Origin of the sequence: Clostridium sp. ATCC BAA-442 (genome assembly GCF_964239415.1) — a bacterium.
GTDB lineage: Bacteria > Bacillota > Clostridia > Oscillospirales > Oscillospiraceae > Flavonifractor > Flavonifractor plautii.
Genome location: NZ_CAXSQB010000006.1, coordinates 1 through 16,198 on the forward strand (window position 1 = coordinate 1; position 16,198 = coordinate 16,198).

General features: G+C 62.0%; 14 protein-coding genes, 1 other RNA gene and 1 pseudogene. 6 read left to right on the top strand and 10 right to left on the bottom strand.

Annotation, left to right across the window (positions count from 1 at the left end):
- The first annotated feature begins 376 nt into the window (after positions 1-376).
- From ACESY8_RS03975 to ACESY8_RS03990, 4 genes are all read left to right on the top strand, one after another.
- Positions 377-1,360: a rolling circle replication-associated protein gene (locus ACESY8_RS03975; RefSeq protein ID WP_498794644.1), complete on the top strand. Its 984-nt coding sequence runs from the start codon at positions 377-379 to the stop codon at positions 1,358-1,360.
- Positions 1,361-1,452: 92 nt separating this feature from the next.
- The gene (locus tag ACESY8_RS03980; protein ID WP_390593059.1) at positions 1,453-1,764 is read left to right on the top strand and encodes a hypothetical protein; all 312 of its coding nucleotides are present in this window, start codon (positions 1,453-1,455) and stop codon (positions 1,762-1,764) included.
- A 174-nt stretch (positions 1,765-1,938) separates the two neighbouring features.
- Positions 1,939-2,463 (top strand): tyrosine-type recombinase/integrase, encoded by a 525-nt coding sequence (locus tag ACESY8_RS03985; protein WP_007489507.1) that lies wholly within the window; start codon positions 1,939-1,941, stop codon positions 2,461-2,463.
- A gap of 99 nt (positions 2,464-2,562) precedes the next feature.
- Complete coding sequence (locus tag ACESY8_RS03990) at positions 2,563-3,591, top strand: tyrosine recombinase XerC (protein ID WP_009256857.1); 1,029 nt, start codon at positions 2,563-2,565, stop codon at positions 3,589-3,591.
- 39 nt (positions 3,592-3,630) lie between these two features.
- Here the strand turns inward: ACESY8_RS03990 and ACESY8_RS03995 are convergent, their stop codons facing one another.
- From ACESY8_RS03995 to murD, 10 genes are all read right to left on the bottom strand, one after another.
- Positions 3,631-5,154, bottom strand: coding sequence for a hypothetical protein (locus ACESY8_RS03995; RefSeq protein ID WP_054339232.1), 1,524 nt, complete (start codon positions 5,152-5,154; stop codon positions 3,631-3,633).
- Positions 5,155-5,281: 127 nt separating this feature from the next.
- On the bottom strand, positions 5,282-5,815 hold the full coding sequence (locus tag ACESY8_RS04000) for an amidase domain-containing protein (protein WP_055178485.1): 534 nt from the start codon (positions 5,813-5,815) through the stop codon (positions 5,282-5,284).
- An 80-nt stretch (positions 5,816-5,895) separates the two neighbouring features.
- On the bottom strand, positions 5,896-7,896 hold the full coding sequence (gene ligA, locus ACESY8_RS04005) for an NAD-dependent DNA ligase LigA (protein WP_054339233.1): 2,001 nt from the start codon (positions 7,894-7,896) through the stop codon (positions 5,896-5,898).
- Positions 7,838-8,527 carry a VanZ family protein gene (locus ACESY8_RS04010; RefSeq protein WP_054339234.1) on the bottom strand — a complete coding sequence of 230 codons (690 nt, stop codon included), beginning with the start codon at positions 8,525-8,527 and terminating at the stop codon, positions 7,838-7,840. The genes ligA and ACESY8_RS04010 overlap by 59 nt, the downstream gene beginning before the upstream one ends.
- Before the next feature lie 80 nt (positions 8,528-8,607).
- Complete coding sequence (gene yunB, locus ACESY8_RS04015) at positions 8,608-9,204, bottom strand: sporulation protein YunB (RefSeq protein ID WP_007489514.1); 597 nt, start codon at positions 9,202-9,204, stop codon at positions 8,608-8,610.
- Positions 9,205-9,334: 130 nt separating this feature from the next.
- On the bottom strand, positions 9,335-10,585 hold the full coding sequence (locus ACESY8_RS04020; protein WP_054339236.1) for a methionine gamma-lyase family protein: 1,251 nt from the start codon (positions 10,583-10,585) through the stop codon (positions 9,335-9,337).
- Between the two features lie 38 nt (positions 10,586-10,623).
- Complete coding sequence (locus ACESY8_RS04025; RefSeq protein WP_195383989.1) at positions 10,624-11,622, bottom strand: M42 family metallopeptidase; 999 nt, start codon at positions 11,620-11,622, stop codon at positions 10,624-10,626.
- A 6-nt stretch (positions 11,623-11,628) separates the two neighbouring features.
- A complete protein-coding gene (locus ACESY8_RS04030; protein WP_054339237.1) occupies positions 11,629-12,654 on the bottom strand; it encodes a M42 family metallopeptidase in 1,026 nt (341 codons plus the stop codon).
- On the bottom strand, positions 12,651-13,667 hold the full coding sequence (locus tag ACESY8_RS04035) for a zinc-binding metallopeptidase family protein (protein WP_087360657.1): 1,017 nt from the start codon (positions 13,665-13,667) through the stop codon (positions 12,651-12,653). The genes ACESY8_RS04030 and ACESY8_RS04035 overlap by 4 nt, the downstream gene beginning before the upstream one ends.
- Before the next feature lie 76 nt (positions 13,668-13,743).
- On the bottom strand, positions 13,744-15,132 hold the full coding sequence (murD, locus tag ACESY8_RS04040) for a UDP-N-acetylmuramoyl-L-alanine--D-glutamate ligase (protein ID WP_204681280.1): 1,389 nt from the start codon (positions 15,130-15,132) through the stop codon (positions 13,744-13,746).
- 157 nt (positions 15,133-15,289) lie between these two features.
- Here murD and ACESY8_RS04045 point away from each other — a divergent pair.
- Both ACESY8_RS04045 and rnpB read left to right on the top strand, forming a co-directional pair.
- Positions 15,290-15,766: pseudogene (locus ACESY8_RS04045) on the top strand (MGMT family protein); the annotation flags it as partial.
- Positions 15,767-15,818: 52 nt separating this feature from the next.
- Positions 15,819-16,168, top strand: an RNA gene (rnpB, locus tag ACESY8_RS04050) — RNase P RNA component class A.
- The last annotated feature ends 30 nt before the right edge of the window (positions 16,169-16,198 follow it).

The window sequence follows — 16,198 nt, forward strand, 5'->3', positions numbered from 1 at the left end:
CTCTCTGGCTCGGGCTGTCGCCGCCGAGGCCGAGCAGGACAGCACCCGCCGCCACGACCGCCGGGAGAGGCCGAGGGAGCACGGCGGGGCGGGCGAAGCCCGACGGGGGAGGGCGCAGGGCGGCGGAGCGGCCCGAAGCGCCCCCCGGAGGGGCCGACGGGGCCGAGCACACCGCAGAAGCCCCGGCCCGCAGGACGGGGCGACCGCACCGGGGGGGCCCAGAGGGCCGCCCCCGACACGCGGCCCGACGGGCCCGGGGCCCCGGGGCGGCTCCATGCCAGCCCGGGTAACTGCCGGGCTCCCGTCAACCGGGAGGGGGCCGCAGGCCCTACTTGATATTAGGACATTATTCCGTCAGGGGGGGAGGGGCTGAACCATGGCAAAGCTTACGGGCACAGGGGTTTCCGGCTCCGACATCTTCTGCACGGCCCGCGTCAAATCCTACCCGGGGGGTCGCTGTGAGGCCCTGGTCTGCGATAAGGCCATCTTCGGCGGCTCCGGCTGGGAGGCCCGCCAGGGCTCCCGGGTCAAGGAGTCCAGGGCCAAGGACGGCGGCCACGACGTGGCCCGGGCCGTCCGCCGCGCCCGGGCCCAGGTGCGGGACATCGCCCTGTGCACCCCCTTCCGGTGGTTCGTCACCCTCACCCTCGACCCGGCCCGGGTGAACCGCTACGATGTCCGGGAGGTCACCCGGCACCTCAACCACTGGCTGGACAACCAGGTCAGGCGGAAGGGCCTGGCTTACGTCCTGGTGCCGGAGCGGCACAAGGACGGGGCTATCCACTTCCACGGCTTCTTCAACGACGCGCTGGAGGCCAGGGACAGCGGAACTGTCTCCCTGCCCGGCCAGAAAGCCCCCAGGAGGCCCAGGAGCGCCCGCCAGCGGGCCAAATGGCTGGAGGACGGGGGGAAACCCGTCTACAACCTTCCCGGCTGGTCTTGGGGCTTCACGACGGCCATAGAGCTGTACGGCGAGTACGACCGGGCCGTCAGCTACGTCTGCAAGTACATCGGCAAGGAGCTGGCCCCGTCACCAAATGGTGACGGCCTGGAGCCGCAGAAGATTGGGGGCCGCTGGTACTACTCCGGCGGGGCCCTGGGGCGGCCCCAAGTCACCTACGCCGAGCTGGACTTCCGCCAGGCCGAGCAGGAACCGGGGGCCTACCGCTTCGATCTGCCCCAGGCGGGTATCAGCTTCGTCCAGTTCCAATTCCAGGCGAAAGGGGGTGAAAACAGTGGGGAACCCGTCGGAAAAGTTGCTGGAAGTCAATCTGAGGTGCCCATGGTGGGAGCTGTGCGACAGCCGCCGCTGCTGGGCCTGCGTCCAGGCCTGCGCGGAGCGCAGGGCGGCGGCCCGTGAGGCGGTAATCGAACGTCTGTTCGATGCCATGGAAGAACAGTGGGAGCAGGAGGCCTTGGACTACTGGCTGTAAAGGAAAGGAGTTTTACAGGATGAAGTGGGAAGAGTTGGCATACAGCTTGCTAGAGGCCAGGCCCAACGATGCGGTCAAACTGGCCCTAGCCGTGGCGGAGGGGAAGCCCCCCAACTTGAAGGGGGCCGATCTCCGCGCCCTGGTGGAGCTGGAGGTCAAGCCCGGCGGCGGGGTCCGGGTGGAGCTCATGGACAAGGGCGCGGCCCTCGGGGCCATCCTCAAGGCGGGCCTCCCGCAGGACGGCGACCCGGAGGCCGTGGCAAGCTTCTTCGCCGCCCTCCAGGGGGCCGCCGGAGGGGAGCCTGCATCTGGAGACGATGGAAAAAACTAGCGCCCTCAAACAGCGGAACTAATTTCTGGAAATATGCAACCGTTTGGTTGGATTTCGGGCGCATTTTACAGATTCAGGAAAGTTCAATGGGCCCCAGGGGGCCCGCTCCGGCGGGCCTCCGGGGGCAGGCGGAGGGCCTTTACCCCCGCTGAAAGATAAGGGGTTGATTTACACTTGAAAACCGATTACCTGCTTCACCGCGAGGTGGGGCACGTCCTGGCCGCGCTTATGCCTCAAAACAGGCTCATTGCCCGGGTCTGTTTACACACCGGACTGCGGGTGGGGGATGTCGTATCCCTTCGGACACAAGATATTGGGCTCCAAATGATGGTCACAGAAGCCAAGACGAAGAAGCGCCGGAGGGTGGGCCTCACGGCCTCGCTCCTGGCCGCCATCCGGGCCCAGGCCGGGCCCGAATGGGCGTTCCCGGGCAAGCGCCCGGGCACCCACAAGACCCGGCAGGCCGTCTGGGCCGACGTGAAGCGCGCCGCCAGGGCGTTCCGGCTCCCGCAGAACGTCGCGCCCCACAGCCTCCGCAAGGTCTACGCCGTCGAACTCCTGGAGCGCTACGGCGACATCCAGCGCGTCCAGCGGGCCCTGAACCACAGCTCGATCGAAACCACCCTTATCTATGCCATGGCTGACAAGCTTCTCGACGCCAAGCTCAAGCAGGCCAAGCGCCGCAAACGGCCCGCTTGACCAGCCACCACAGGCGTGGTAAACTGGGGGGAGTTCTTCGAGAGGGGGGTATATCTCCAACTCAACAAAATAAAAATTTTGTTGAGTTGGAGGGGGGATTTGAACACAAATGACTACCGTCTGACGGCTCCGCCGGTTCTGCGGGACTTTCTGGTGTATCATGAGACCATTCAGGGTCACTCCAGAAAAACGGTGGATGAATACTACCTGGATCTGCGCAACTTCTTCCGCTATGTGAAAATCGAAAAAGGCAAAGCGCCACGTACCGCCGAGCTGGATGAAATTCCGATTGACGACGTGGATCTGGACCTGGCCAGGTCTGTCACGCTGAGCGATGTCTACTCCTACATGAATTACCTGAGCCGTGACCGGGCCAAGCACGCCAACAGCCCCTCCACCGGCTATGGTTTGGAGGCCACCGCCCGGGCCCGAAAAATCGCCGCCATCCGCTCGTTCTATAAGTATCTCACCAGCAAGGCAAAATTAATCAGCGAAAATCCCATGCAGGATCTGGACTCCCCCCGGCTGAAAAAATCGCTGCCCCGCTACCTCAGCCTGGATGAGAGCATCCAGCTTCTGGAGGCCGTGGACGAGCCCAATCAGGCGCGGGACTACTGCATTTTGACGCTGTTTCTCAACTGCGGGTTGCGAATTTCAGAGTTAGTCTCCCTTAATATAACAGATGTTCGAGAGGAACAGCTCCGTGTTCTGGGCAAGGGCAACAAGGAGCGCATGATCTTCCTCAACGAGGCCTGCCGCGCGGCGCTGGATGACTGGCTGGAGGAGCGCAGCCGTCAGGCTGCGGCCGACCCGAACGCCCTGTTCCTGACCCGCACCCATACCCGTATGACCAAGGATGCGGTGCACTATATGGTCAAACAGCGCCTCAAAAAAGCCGGGTTGGATGCCTCTCTCTATTCCAGCCATAAGTTGCGGCACACCGCGGCCACTCTCATGCTGCAGAATGGTGTGGACGTGCGCACGCTTCAGGAGGTGTTGGGACACGAAAACCTGAACACAACCCAGATCTATACTCATGTGGACAACGAAAATCTGCGCTCGGCGGCCAAGGCGAACCCGCTGGGACGAATGAAGAAGAAATCCACCCCCATCCCCCCTGGAAAATAGAAATAGGAGGCCTCTCTCTTTGAGAGCGGCCTCCTATTTCTATTCCTCACCTGTCCTCTTCCATGTCCCCTGTCCAAGCAGTAAAAGCATGGGTATCATCGAGTAGTGGTAACGCCCCGCCACCTCGACCAGCATCTGTGCCAGGGTCAGCCCTAAGATATAGAGTGGTGCCAGCAATAGTAATCCTCTCTCTCTACTCCGCCACACCTGGACAGCACCCCCGATTGCCAGGAGAAATGCCGCATAATAGAAGCCATTGCAGAGCAGGGAGAAAAACTCCGTATGCCGCAGAACCGAGGCCGAATATCCCACGCAGGCATCGTCTGATCCCAGAAACGTGCGCAGTTTTTGCTTTAGGAGCTTTGAAAAGTCAATTTCTCCAGATAAAATTCGGGCCTCTGCATCGGCCAGAAGCTGTTCCTGTGTCCATTGAGCCGTTGCCCCAGGCTGGTCGCTGTATCCATACAGGCGGTCGCTGTCCTCCTGATTCCAGCGTCCTCCGGAGTCGGGATTGAAGCCAACCAATAGGCTGTACCCCGGCGTATGGGACGGCTCCTCCCCTATCCGTACCGAGAGCCGGGCATTCCAAACCGGCCCCAGAAGGACATAGGCCCCCAGCACACTGGCCATGCAGAGCCCCCACCATCTTCTCCAGTTCCGGGCAGCCAGCCGGTTCAGGTTCAACAGAGAGAGCCACAGAAGGAGCGCGATCAGCAGTATGGCCGCAATGGGGCGCACCCCGTTGACCCATCGCAGAAGAACGCCGCCCGCCGTGCCGGAGAGAACCCCCATCCAAAGCGGATACCCCTTTAGGGCGGCAGACCGCTCCGTCTCCGTCAAAAAGGACAGCACACCGAGAATAAGGGCAGTATAGAGAGGTTCCGATAGCACAAGGCTGTTATAGATGGTCTGAGATGGACACAGAGTCCAGAGCAGATAGGCCAGCGTAGCGGCCGGCAAGTGGAACCAGCGCAGGCACAGATGATACAAAAAACTGCCGGAGCAGACCGTCAGCAGTACATTGAGCACCGGAGCAAGCATGGGCTGTGGCCCCGACAGGCGAATAAACCAGCTCAGAAAATCGGCATATCCGAAAATATGGGGAAACAGGGCCATATACCGCCCGCCGTATACCGTTGTGCGCTCCGCAAGCGCATTGGCATATCCCCAAAAGACCGAGTAATCTCCCGCCAGGGGAACCCGTACCCTCCAGATCCAAAATACTTTGATTGCGGTGCAAAGTATGGTGAGAAGCAGCCAAAGCCGCAACGGCCCCAAATGTTCCAATCGTTTCGCGGCAGGTACACACAAGGCAGTATACAGAAAAAGCCCCAGCAGCGCCAGGGTAAATGCCTGGAGATACCGTTCCCCCTGAGATATGCCAACTGCCAGCGCCGAGACTGCCAGCGCAAAAAAGGCAGCCAGCATCAGCCTCTGCATGAGGCACGCGGTGCGGTTCAAGCGCAGGTCTTTTTGTCCCATTCCGACCACGCCCCCTTCTGCACGGTTATGCTTCCTCATAGTGGTTTGAAATAGTACAGGTTTATAAATGTCATTTTTCATTGCTTTTTCCAGGAAATATGATAAAATAGAGGGCGAAATTTCCCGGATTCCGGTTGTTCAAAAACCTGTACTTTTTCAAACACGCCTGAAAAACTCCCCTGTCCAAAGGTGGACAGGGGAGCGGTTTTTACATGCCGGGAAGAAGCGGTTCCTCACCGAGTTCCCGGTAGGCGCCCTGTATGTGCAGGAAGCGGATCTCCTGAAAATAATAGGTGCTCAGCGGTCGCCAGTCGGCGTCATAGGAGTGGGCGGCAATCAGGGTGTTCTGCAAAGTGGCTGGACGCCCGATCTCCACCACCACCGGAGTATGTCCAAATACATCCTTATTGAAGCGGAACTGGACAAAGTCTCCCGGCTCCAGCTCACTCAGCGTGGTAGAAATCCCAAAGGGTCCCGGGCTCGGCGTCTGACGGGTGATAAAGTCAAAAAAATACTCCACACCGGTCCAGGCCGGGGCCTTGTCGTTGGGATCCCGGTAAAACCAGCCGTAGACTGGGTCGAAGTTCATCACGCCCGTTCCGGCGTACAGGCACTGGGAGGCAAAATTGGTACAGTCGCCGCCGATCTCCTCGTAGTCATAGAAATCCGGATTTCGTCCGTAGGCCCACTGATGGGCATAGGCCACAGCGGCACGGCGGTCATAGGGTATCCGTTCCAGCATAGCGCTCTCCCCTTTCCACGCATCCTATGCAGCAGAACACAAAAAGGGCACCGGCTCTCCTTGAGAACCGGTGCCCCTTTTTATAATTGATCCGAATCGGGCCTGCTGCCGAGCATGGTAAGGAATTCCTCCTCGGTGAGCACCGGGATGCCCAGCTCCTGGGCCTTGCGCAGCTTGGAGCCCGCCGCCTCTCCGGCCACCACATAGGAGGTCTTCTTGGAAACAGAGCCGGACACTTTGCCGCCCTGAGCCTCGATCATCGCTCCGGCCTCGTCCCGGGTAAATCGCTCCAGCGTACCTGTCAACACAAAGATCTTCCCCGCCAGTTGGTCGCCCACCGGCTCCTCATGGCTTTCCAGATTCACCCCTGCTTCCCGCAGCGTGTCAATGAGGTGAATGCTCTGGGGGCTCTGGAACCACTGGAGCAGGCTTCGGGCCGTGATTCCGCCGATGTCGGGTACCGCAGTCAGTTCCTCTTCCGAGGCCGCCATCAGCGCATCCAGTGTGCCAAAGCGGGCGGCCAGCACCTTCCCCGCCTTCTGCCCCACCTGGCGGATGCCGAAGGCAAACAGCAGCCGGGACAGGTCATTGCCCTTGGACCGTTCAATGGCTGCAACGAGGTTTTCCGCGCTCTTTTTGCCCATGCGCTCTAACTGGGCCACATCCTCCGCATTGAGGTGGTACAGGTCGCCGGGCCCCTTGACCAGACCGGCGCCCACCAGATTCTCCACCACCGCGGGGCCCAGGCCCTCGATGTCCATGGCGTCCCGACTGGCGAAGTGGACCAAATGGCGCAGGAGCTGGGCAGGGCACTCTGCGCCGGTGCAGCGGATGTGGGCCCCATCCTCGTCGCGGGCTACTGGCGCGCCGCACACCGGGCACTGCTCCGGCAGGTGGTAGGGCTGCGTCCCCTCCGGGCGCTTCTCCTTCAGCACCTCCACAATCTCCGGAATGATCTCTCCCGCCTTCTGTACCAGCACAGTATCTCCGATGCGGATATCCTTTTCCGCGATGAAATCCTGATTGTGAAGGGTGGCGCTTGTGACGGTGGTGCCGGCCAGACGCACCGGCTCCACTACGGCCTTCGGCGTCAGCACGCCGGTACGCCCCACCTGAACCACAATGTCCACCACCCGGGACGGCTTCTGCTCCGGCGGATATTTGTAGGCCGCCGCCCAGCGGGGAAATTTCGCCGTGCTGCCCAGGGTTTCACGTTCTGCAAGGCTATTTACCTTTACAACCGCACCATCAATGTCAAAGGGGTAAGCCTCTCTGCCCTCCCCCATGGCCTTGATACGCTCCGCCGCCTCGGCAATCGTTTTACAGGTGTCATGTGGAATTACTTTAAAGTGCTGTTTCCGCAGGTATTCCAGGGTTTCTGAATGGGTCTGAAAGGTTTTTCCCTCTGCCCACTGGATGTTAAAAACCCGGATATCCAGTCCTCGGGAGGCCGCGATTTTAGGGTCTAGCTGCCGCAGGGAGCCGGCCGCGGCATTCCGAGGATTGGCGAACAAGCTCTCTCCTCTCAGTTCCCGCTCCTCGTTGAGCCGTTCAAAGCTCTTTTTTGGCATAAACACCTCGCCCCGCACAATCAGGGCGGGCAGGACCTCCGGCAGGCGCAGAGGGATGGAGGGAATGGTCCTCAGATTCTCTGTCACATCCTCCCCCACCTGTCCGTCGCCGCGGGTGGCGCCGCGCACAAAGAGGCCGTTTTCATACTCCAGCGCCACAGACAGGCCGTCCACCTTGGGCTCCACGTCGTATTCAACGCCCTCCGGCAGGGCCTCCTGCATCCGCTGATCGAACTCCTCCAGCTCCTCCACGGAGAACACGTCCTGAAGGCTCTCCAGCGGTATCCGGTGGCGCACCTCCTGGAAGCCGTCGGCCACCTTGCCCCCCACCCGCTGAGTGGGAGAATCGGGGGTAACCAGCTCCGGGTGGGCCGCCTCCAGCTCCTCCAGGCGGCGGAGTTTGTGGTCAAAATCGTAGTCGGACATGCTGGGGTTGTCCAGCACATAGTATTCATAGTTCGCCTGCTCCAGCTCCCGGCGCAGGCTCTGTATCTCCTGTTTCTCGTCCATATCGGACCTCCACTTGGAATCGTCGGGTGAATTTGGGGGCTAAATGGGCGAAAATCAGGCACAAAAGCCCGCCCAAACATCCTCCCAAGGTATTAAGAATCAAATCATCGATGTCAGTGGCCCGCCCCACAAACAGCTGTAGGAACTCCACGCAGAAGGAAGTACAAAAGCCAGTCAGAAGTCCCAGCATACAGCGATTTCCCCGCCACAGTAGCGATGGAAAAAAGCCCACCGGACAAAAGATAAGCAGATTGGCGATGGCCATGTATCCCGCCCAGCCGCCTTCCCGCAGATTTTGAAGGACCATAGGGGTCCACTGAATCTCCTGTATCGACTCAGAGAGCGGAGTCAGCGGAAAAAATACCTCATGCCCGGCCAGCGCTTCCTGCCAGTGGTACGCCGTCCAGAAATAAGCGGGAAAGACAGTCAGCGCGGCCAATCCGGCACAGAACATCACAAAGAACAGCAGTGCGGCCTCGCGGAGTCTCCCACTGGCCATGCCCTGCCGGGCTAAGCGTTTTTTCCGCCAGGGCCGCAGAAGAAAAGATACAAGGGCGGCCAGCAGCATGCAGGGCAGCATCTGGGCCACATAGTCCCAGGAGACCGCCAAGTACCACAGCAGTGTATCCATTTTGGCTCCCTCCTACTGGTATCGTCCCGATTCTACCACAGAGGGAATGCCAGTTTCGTTACAAATTCCTTACGGATTTCTTACAAACCTCCGGGCAACTCCAGATAGGTATCTGGCACCTGCCCCACCAGCAGCGTCTCAGCCGCACACACTTGTGCCTCCACGACCGTGTCCACCGTGCCGCCGGGGATCAGCAGGGTACACTCTACCTGAACATTCAGCATGACCTGATGAAGGGTCTGGTTGATCCCGGATGAGGTAAATACATGTTCAAATGCAGCGGTCGGTGTGGCCGCAGTCAACACCCGTACCGGCAGTACCGGACCCAAGTCCGACGCGGTGGCAAAGCCGGTCAGGTTTCCCAGAGGGATCCCCAGCTCCTGACTGTCAAGCTGTTCCACCTGCTCCAATATCCGGCCCAAGATCTCCGTGCGAAGTGTGTTCAACTGGGCTGTATTGGCGGCCAGCACTGTCACCTGTCCGGCGGTGTCCTTCTCCAACGTCACCAGATCGCCGTAGGATATGGCTTCGCTGGACAGAGTCTCATTGACTGCGTCGTTTATGATGCTGGTTACGGCATTTTTTACCTTGGCCTTTGCCAGCTCTGTAACTGTGGGCCGGAGTGCGGCGTCGATCAAAACAATGACCGCCACCGCCAGACCGATCCCGATCAGCATGGGGAGCAGACTCCCACCTTTTGGCCGCGCAGCGGCGGGCCGCCGCCGGCGAGGCACCCTCAGCCAGGGGCGTATCGGTCTGCGCACGGGCCTCACCTCCCGGATCAGCCTATGCGCGGACCGGCTTGCCCTATTCGCCCCGCAGCAACTCTTCCACTGCCAGCAGGACACCGGCCTTGCCGCTCTCATAGGTCAGGCCGCCCTGGAGATAGGCCGTATAGGGCTCACGCATGGGGGCGTCGCAGGACAGCTCGATGGACGCCCCCTGAATAAAGGCCCCGGCGGCCATGATCACCGGGCAGTCATAACCCGGCATGTCCCAGGGTTCCGGTGTCACGAAGGAGTCCACCGGAGCGCCGAACTGGATGCCTTTGCAGAATTTTTTGAGGGGCTCCGGCGCGCCAAAATGAATCATCTGAATGATGTCGTGGCGTACCGTATCGGAGGTGGGCTCCGTCCGGTAGCCCAGCAGCTCCATCATCCGGGCGGCAAACGCCGCCGTCTTGACTGCCTGGGCTGTGGTATGGGGGGCAAGGAAAAGCCCTTGATAGAGGCTGCGGTTGGCCCCAAAGGTGGAGCCGCACTCCTTTCCGATACCGGGGGTGGTCAGCCGCATGGCGGCCCCCTCCACCAAATCCCGCCGTCCGGCAATATAGCCGCCGGTGGGAGCCAGTCCGCCGCCGGGGTTTTTGATCAGGGAACCCACCACCAGGTCGGCCCCGGCCTGGGTGGGCTCCAATGTCTCCACAAATTCGCCGTAGCAGTTGTCCACCAGAATGGCGGCCTCCGGGTTGTTGGCCCGCACCACCTGGCACAGCGCCCCGATCTCCGCCACGGAGAGGGACGAACGGGTGGAGTAGCCCTTGGAGCGTTGGATCAGCACCGCCTTGACGCGGGGGTCCCGCACCGCCCGGGCCAGCCCCTCCGGGTCCGGCGCATCGTCAAGCAAATCTACTTGCCGATATTCGATTCCGTAACTTTTCAGGGAACCGGGGCCCTTGTCCACCACGCCGATCACCCCCAGCATGGTGTCGTAGGGGGCACCCACGGCGGACACCAGAATGTCGCCGGGCTTCAACGCGCCAAAGAGGGCGCAGGAGATGGCATGGGTGCCATTGACAAACTGCACCCGTACTAGGGCATCCTCGGTGCCGAACAGCTCCGCGAAGATCTCATCCAGCTTGTCCCGGCCGAGATCGTCATAGCCGTAGCCGGTGGTCCCGGCAAAATAGGCCTCCGCCACCCGGTGCTTCTGAAAAGCGGCCAGGACCTTGCGGGTGTTCTCCTCCGCGATGGAATCAATGCGGTCGAATTGGTCCCGCAGCCCGGCCTGCGCCTGGGCCGCCAGGGCCATTACTTTTTCACTAATCTGTAAAGGCATTTCTTTTTACACATTCCGTTCTTTCTGTATTTGAGGACTCAGCAGGTCAGCTTCGCCTGGGCAAAGGCTGCCACCAGGGCTGCGCAGGCCTCCACGTCTCCCAGATCCGCCACCTCCAGCGGCGTGTGGACATAGCGGGTGGGAATGGAGATGCCGCCGGTATACACCCCGGCCCGGCTCTGGTGGATGGCCCCGGCGTCGGTGCCTCCAAAGCGCAGGATATCCTTCTGACAAGGGATGTTACCTGTCAGTGCAAGTTTCTCCAGCTTGGCCACCACAGAAGGGTGGCAGATCACCGAACTGTCCATCACCTTGATGGCGGCCCCCTTTCCGGCCACACTGCTGCACGCATGGGGGGCAGAAGGGATGTCGTCTGAGTCCGTCACGTCCACGGCAATGCCGTAGTCCGGCGCCACCCCGTAAGCGGCGGTGCGGGCTCCGCGGAGTCCCACCTCCTCCTGTACCGTAAAGACGAAGTACAGGTCATTTTCCGTGTTCTTCAGGCGCTCCATCGCCATCAGCAGCACCGCGCAGGCGATCCGGTCGTCCAGATAGGGAGAGAAGATGCGCCCTCCGGAGCAGAAGGCGTGGGTGTCATAGACCGCAATGTCCCCCACCTGTACCATGGCCTTTGCCTCCGCCTCGTTTCGGGCCCCAATGTCCAGGTACAGGTGCTCCAGCTTCATGTCCTTGGGCTCCACCTTGCCCTCCAGGGCCACCACGCCGCGGGTACCGTTGGCGAAGCGGACGGGGGTGCCCAGCACCTCGTGGGCGGAGAGACCGCCCACCGGACCGAAGCGGAGGAAGCCCTTCTCGTCGATATGGGTGACCATCAGGCCGATGGAGTCCATATGGGCGGCAAACAGGACCTTGGGCCCACTCCCCTTTTTATGGCAGATCAGGTTGCCCAGGGCGTCTGTGGTACAGGAATCCACGTAGGGAGCGGCCAGGGTGCGGAGCACCCCGGCGACGGCCCCCTCGCTCCCGGAGGGGCCGTGACAGGCGTTCAGGGCCTGCAAAATCTCAATCAGTTCCATGTCGGTTCACTCCTTTTCTGCCAAATGTCCAACAAAGGCCCGGATCAGGGCCAGGGCCGCCTCCGCGTCCCGCAGGCAGGTCACGCCGGACGGGGTGCGGGGGTAGCGCACGGGGATGGACACCGCCGCCGTCCGTACCCCCTCTTTGGTCCGCTGGATGGCGACCGTATCGGTGCGCCCGGCCACCGAGCGCATGGTCTGCCAGGGGATGCCGCCGGCCTCCGCCAGGGAGCGCAACGCCTCAAAGAGCCCCCGGTCTGCAATGGCGCCCTGATCCATATAGGGCAGCACCACACCGCCGCCCAAGCTGCATCCCTGCTTGTGGGCGGGCACTCCGGCCAGATCCGCAGCATCCGCGCCGTCCACCACCAGCGCCACCTCCGGGGTGACGGAGAAGGCCGCGCCGAAGGCCCCGCGGGCCCCCACCTCCTTCTGGGCGGTAAAGACAAAGGTACAGTCCATGGGCAGTTCATCCCGCAGGAGGGTGAGCAGCACGGCGCAGCCCAACCGGCTCCCCAGGGCCTTTCCATGGAACAGGCCCGCCCCGAAGTCTCCGGCGTCACTGTCAAAGGCCGCCGTATCACCCAGTGCGACCTGCGCCTCCGCCCCGGCCCGGTCCTTGGCTCCGATGTCGATATAGAACTCGTCCAGCTTGGGGACGGACTTCTCCTCCTCCCGGCTGACCAGATGGTAGGCCTTGAGTCCCACCACCCCCGGCACCCGCTTGGGCCCTACCAGCACCGGCTTGCCCAGGAGCACCCGGCGGTCGATGGCGCCCACAGTGTCGAATTTCAGATAGCCGTCGTCGGTGACCTGGCGGATCATGAGCCCCACCTCGTCCATGTGGGCGGTGAGGAGGAGCTTGCTACCGGTATTTTTCCGGCCCTTTTTCCAGGCAATCAGGTTGCCCAGAGCGTCCACCCGCAGCCTGTCTGCGTGGGGCTCCACCTCCGCCAGGAGGAAGGCGCGCACCTCGTCCTCCCAGCTGGACACGGCGTTAAGCGCACACAGGCGCTCCAGCAGTTCTCTCATCGCCGTGCCGCCTCCTTTCCCAGTCCCTCCGTGAAGGCGGCCAGCAGGGCCGCCACCTGTTCCATGTCCGCCAGGGAGAGCACCTCAATGGGGGAATGCATATACTTCAGCGGCAGTGACAGCACCGAGGTGGCTACCCCCTCCCGGCTGATCTGCATCTCCCAGCCGTTGGTGCCGGTGTGGCCGGACATGACCTCCAGTTGGTAGGGAATCTGCCTCTCCTTCGCCTTGGCGAGCATCCGGTCGGTCATCCAGCGGGTCATGTTGGGGCCCACGCCGATGGCGGGACCTCCGCCAATGGCGAAGGCCTTGTCCGCCGGGCCGTCGGGGGTTTTGCCGTGGGTCACGTCCACCGCCACGCAGAAGTCGGGCTGAACCGCCCAGGTGCCTACCGTGGCGCCCGCCCCGGAGACCTCCTCCCGTGTGGAGCCCAGGAGATAGAGGTCTACGTCCAGCTCCCTGTCCCGCAGCAGCTCCGCCGCCCGCAGCAGGGTGACGAAGCAGGAGCGGTCGTCCATGGACTTGCCGCACATCTGGTCCTCTCCCAAGGCAAAGCAGCCACCCCGATAAACCATGGGCGTCCCCACCGGTACGGCCCGCTCCGCCTCCGTCTGGGACAGGCCCACGTCCACGAACAGCTCGGACAGGGGTATGCTCTTGTCCGCTTCCCCCCCAGCCGGACAGGTCACGATGCCCCGCCGAGGCGGGTCGGTCAGCACCACCAGCTCCCGGCCGGGCAGCATCCGGGGATCCACGCCGCCGATGCTGCGGAAGCGCAGGAAGCCGTCCTCCACGCCAGTGACCAGCAGGCCGATCTCATCCAGATGGGCGTCCAGCAGGAGCCGGGGCGCTCCCTCCTTCCCGCATCGGCGCACCCCCAGCACATTGCCCATGCGGTCCACGGACACCTCGTCCACCAGCGGCCGGAGCAGCTCCGCCGCTACCGCTGCCGCAGGGGCTTCAAAGCCGGAGGGCGCGGTGCAGGTGCACAGCCGCTCCAGGGCTTGTCTCATATCCAAATTGGGTTCACTCCTTTCCACGGATACCGAAGCAGGGCGCCGGAGGCCGTGTCCTCCGGCGTCCGTAGCCTTACTCCAGGCCGTAGATAATCCTCTTAAAAGCTGCGCCCCGCTCCATAAAATTCTTGAAGCGGTCGAAGGAGGCGCAAGCGGGCGACAGGAGCACCACGTCCCCCGGCTGGGCCAGCCCGCAGGCGGCCAGCACCGCCGCCTCAAAATCCTTGTATTCCACAATGGGCAAGGCCGCCGGATCGTAACCGGGTGCCCGCTCCACCGCCTGGCGCAGCTTGGGCGCGGTATCGCCGGTGAGCACCAATGCCTTGACATGCTCCACCACCTCGGGGCCGAGCACATCAAAGGGAATGTGCTTGTCGTAGCCGCCGGCAATCAGAACTACCTTCTGATGGAAGGAGCGCAGACCGGCGATGGTGCGGGAGGGGCTGGAGGCGATGGAGTCGTTGTAGTAGCGCACCCCGTTCCTCGTCCGCACCAGCTCAATGCGGTGCTCTACCCCCGCAAATTTGGCGGCGAAGTCCCGCGCCACCTGGTCGGGCACCAGCCCGTCCAGGGCGCCGATGGCCGCCATGTAATTCTCGATGTTGTGCTCGCCGGGCAGGAGGATGTTTTCCAGGTAGAGCACCGGGCGCTCGTGCATGGCGTTGCGCACCCAGATGGCCCCGTCTCTGACGAAGACGCCCTGCTCCAGCTCCTCCCGACGGCTGAACCGGGTCACACGGCCGCGGGCACTGGCCGCAAAGCCGCGGGTGATCTCGTTATCCTGGTTCAGCACCAGCAGGCCGTCCGCTCCCTGGTGGGTGAAGATGTTCTCCTTGGCGGCGATGTACTCCTCCATAGATTTGTGTACGTCCAGGTGGTTAGGGGCCAGATTGGTGACCACCGCGATATCCGGGCTCTGCTCCATGGTCATCAACTGAAACGAAGACAGCTCCAGCACGGCCACGTCATCGGGCACCATCCCGTCCACGTCGGGCAGCAACGGTTTGCCGATGTTGCCTCCCACATAGACGCTCTGCCCCGCCGCTTTCAGCAGCTCGGCAATGATCGTAGTGGTGGTGGTCTTTCCGTCGCTGCCAGTCACCGCGATGGTTTTGCAGGGGCAGACCTGGAAAAAAACCTCCATCTCCGAGGTGATGGTACTCCCCCGTTCCCGGGCCGCCAGCAGTTGGGGCACGTCCGGACGCAGGCCGGGGGTACGGAAGATCACATCGTGGTCCAGCCCGTCCAGATAGTCCGGGCCCAGGCGCAGCTCGGCCCCCAGGCTCTCCAGCTCCTCCGCCTGGCCGCCGAAGTCCTCCCTCTGCCTCTTGTCGCAGGCGGTCACCTCAACATCCGCCCGCAGCAGCATTTTGATGAGCGGTGTGTTGGACACGCCGATGCCCAGCACCGCCACCCGCTTGCCCCGCAGGGACGCCAAATACTCCTGTATGGTGGAACCCATGGCTCGTTCCTCCCTTTTTGTTTCGTCTATAACTAAAATATTATATCCCATTGAGGAGAAAATTTCAATCGAAAGGAGGGCGTTTCCTCGGGCGAGATTGACTTGCCCCGGCCATTTTGATAAAATGTTGGAAAAAAGTCGGACTGGAGGGATTTTCTTGTCAAATGAGGCACGAAAAGACTTCAACGCCATGCTGAACGCCCGCAGGGACATGCCGAAGATACAGATAATTACCGATCCAAAGGCGATTGCAGCCTATGGAGGCGACCGCATGTACTTTGCCCCGCCCATCGATTACGACCGCGCGATGCGGAGAGTGCCCTTCGGGAAGCTCCTGACTGTTGGCGACATCCGGAGCTATCTCGCCCGGCGGAGCGGCGCCGACTTTACCGAACCCCTGACGGCCGGGCTTTTTGTGTCCATCGCCGCCTGGGCCAGCCATCAGCGCGCCGAAGACAAGATCCCTTACTGGCGGACGCTGAAAACCGGCGGAGAGCTGAATGAAAAGTATCCGGGGGGCGTGGAGGCTCAGAAGGCGCTTCTGGAAGCTGAGGGACATACCGTGCTCTCCAGAGGGCGGAAGCACCTGCGGTATTATGTCCAGGACTATGAAAAGGCCCTGTTTTCGCTGGAGGAGTGCGATTCCCATTTGACAAGCGGCCCACAATACGGTACAATGTCCTTCGCAAGCAAGCTGGACAGCCGCGCGGACGGGGCGAAAGGCCTGTCTGTGAGGAAAGTCCGGGCTCCGCAGGGCAAGGATAACGGGTAACACCCGCCGGGGGCGACCCTAGGAAAAGTGCAACAGAAATAGTCTGCCGGCCTCTGGCCGGTCAAGGTGGAAAGGTGAGGTAAGAGCTCACCCGACGGCGTGCCAAGCGTCCGTCGCTGTAAACTCTATCCGGAGCAACGCCGTGGAGGGACATATGGTCGGCCCGACCGTCCCGGGGAGGCGGCTGGAGCGTACTGGCAACGGTGCGTCGAGATAGATGGCTGTCTTAAAGGACAGAACCCGGCTTACAGGCTTACTTGCAGATACGGGCGCCCGGAGCACAGCGCTCCGGGC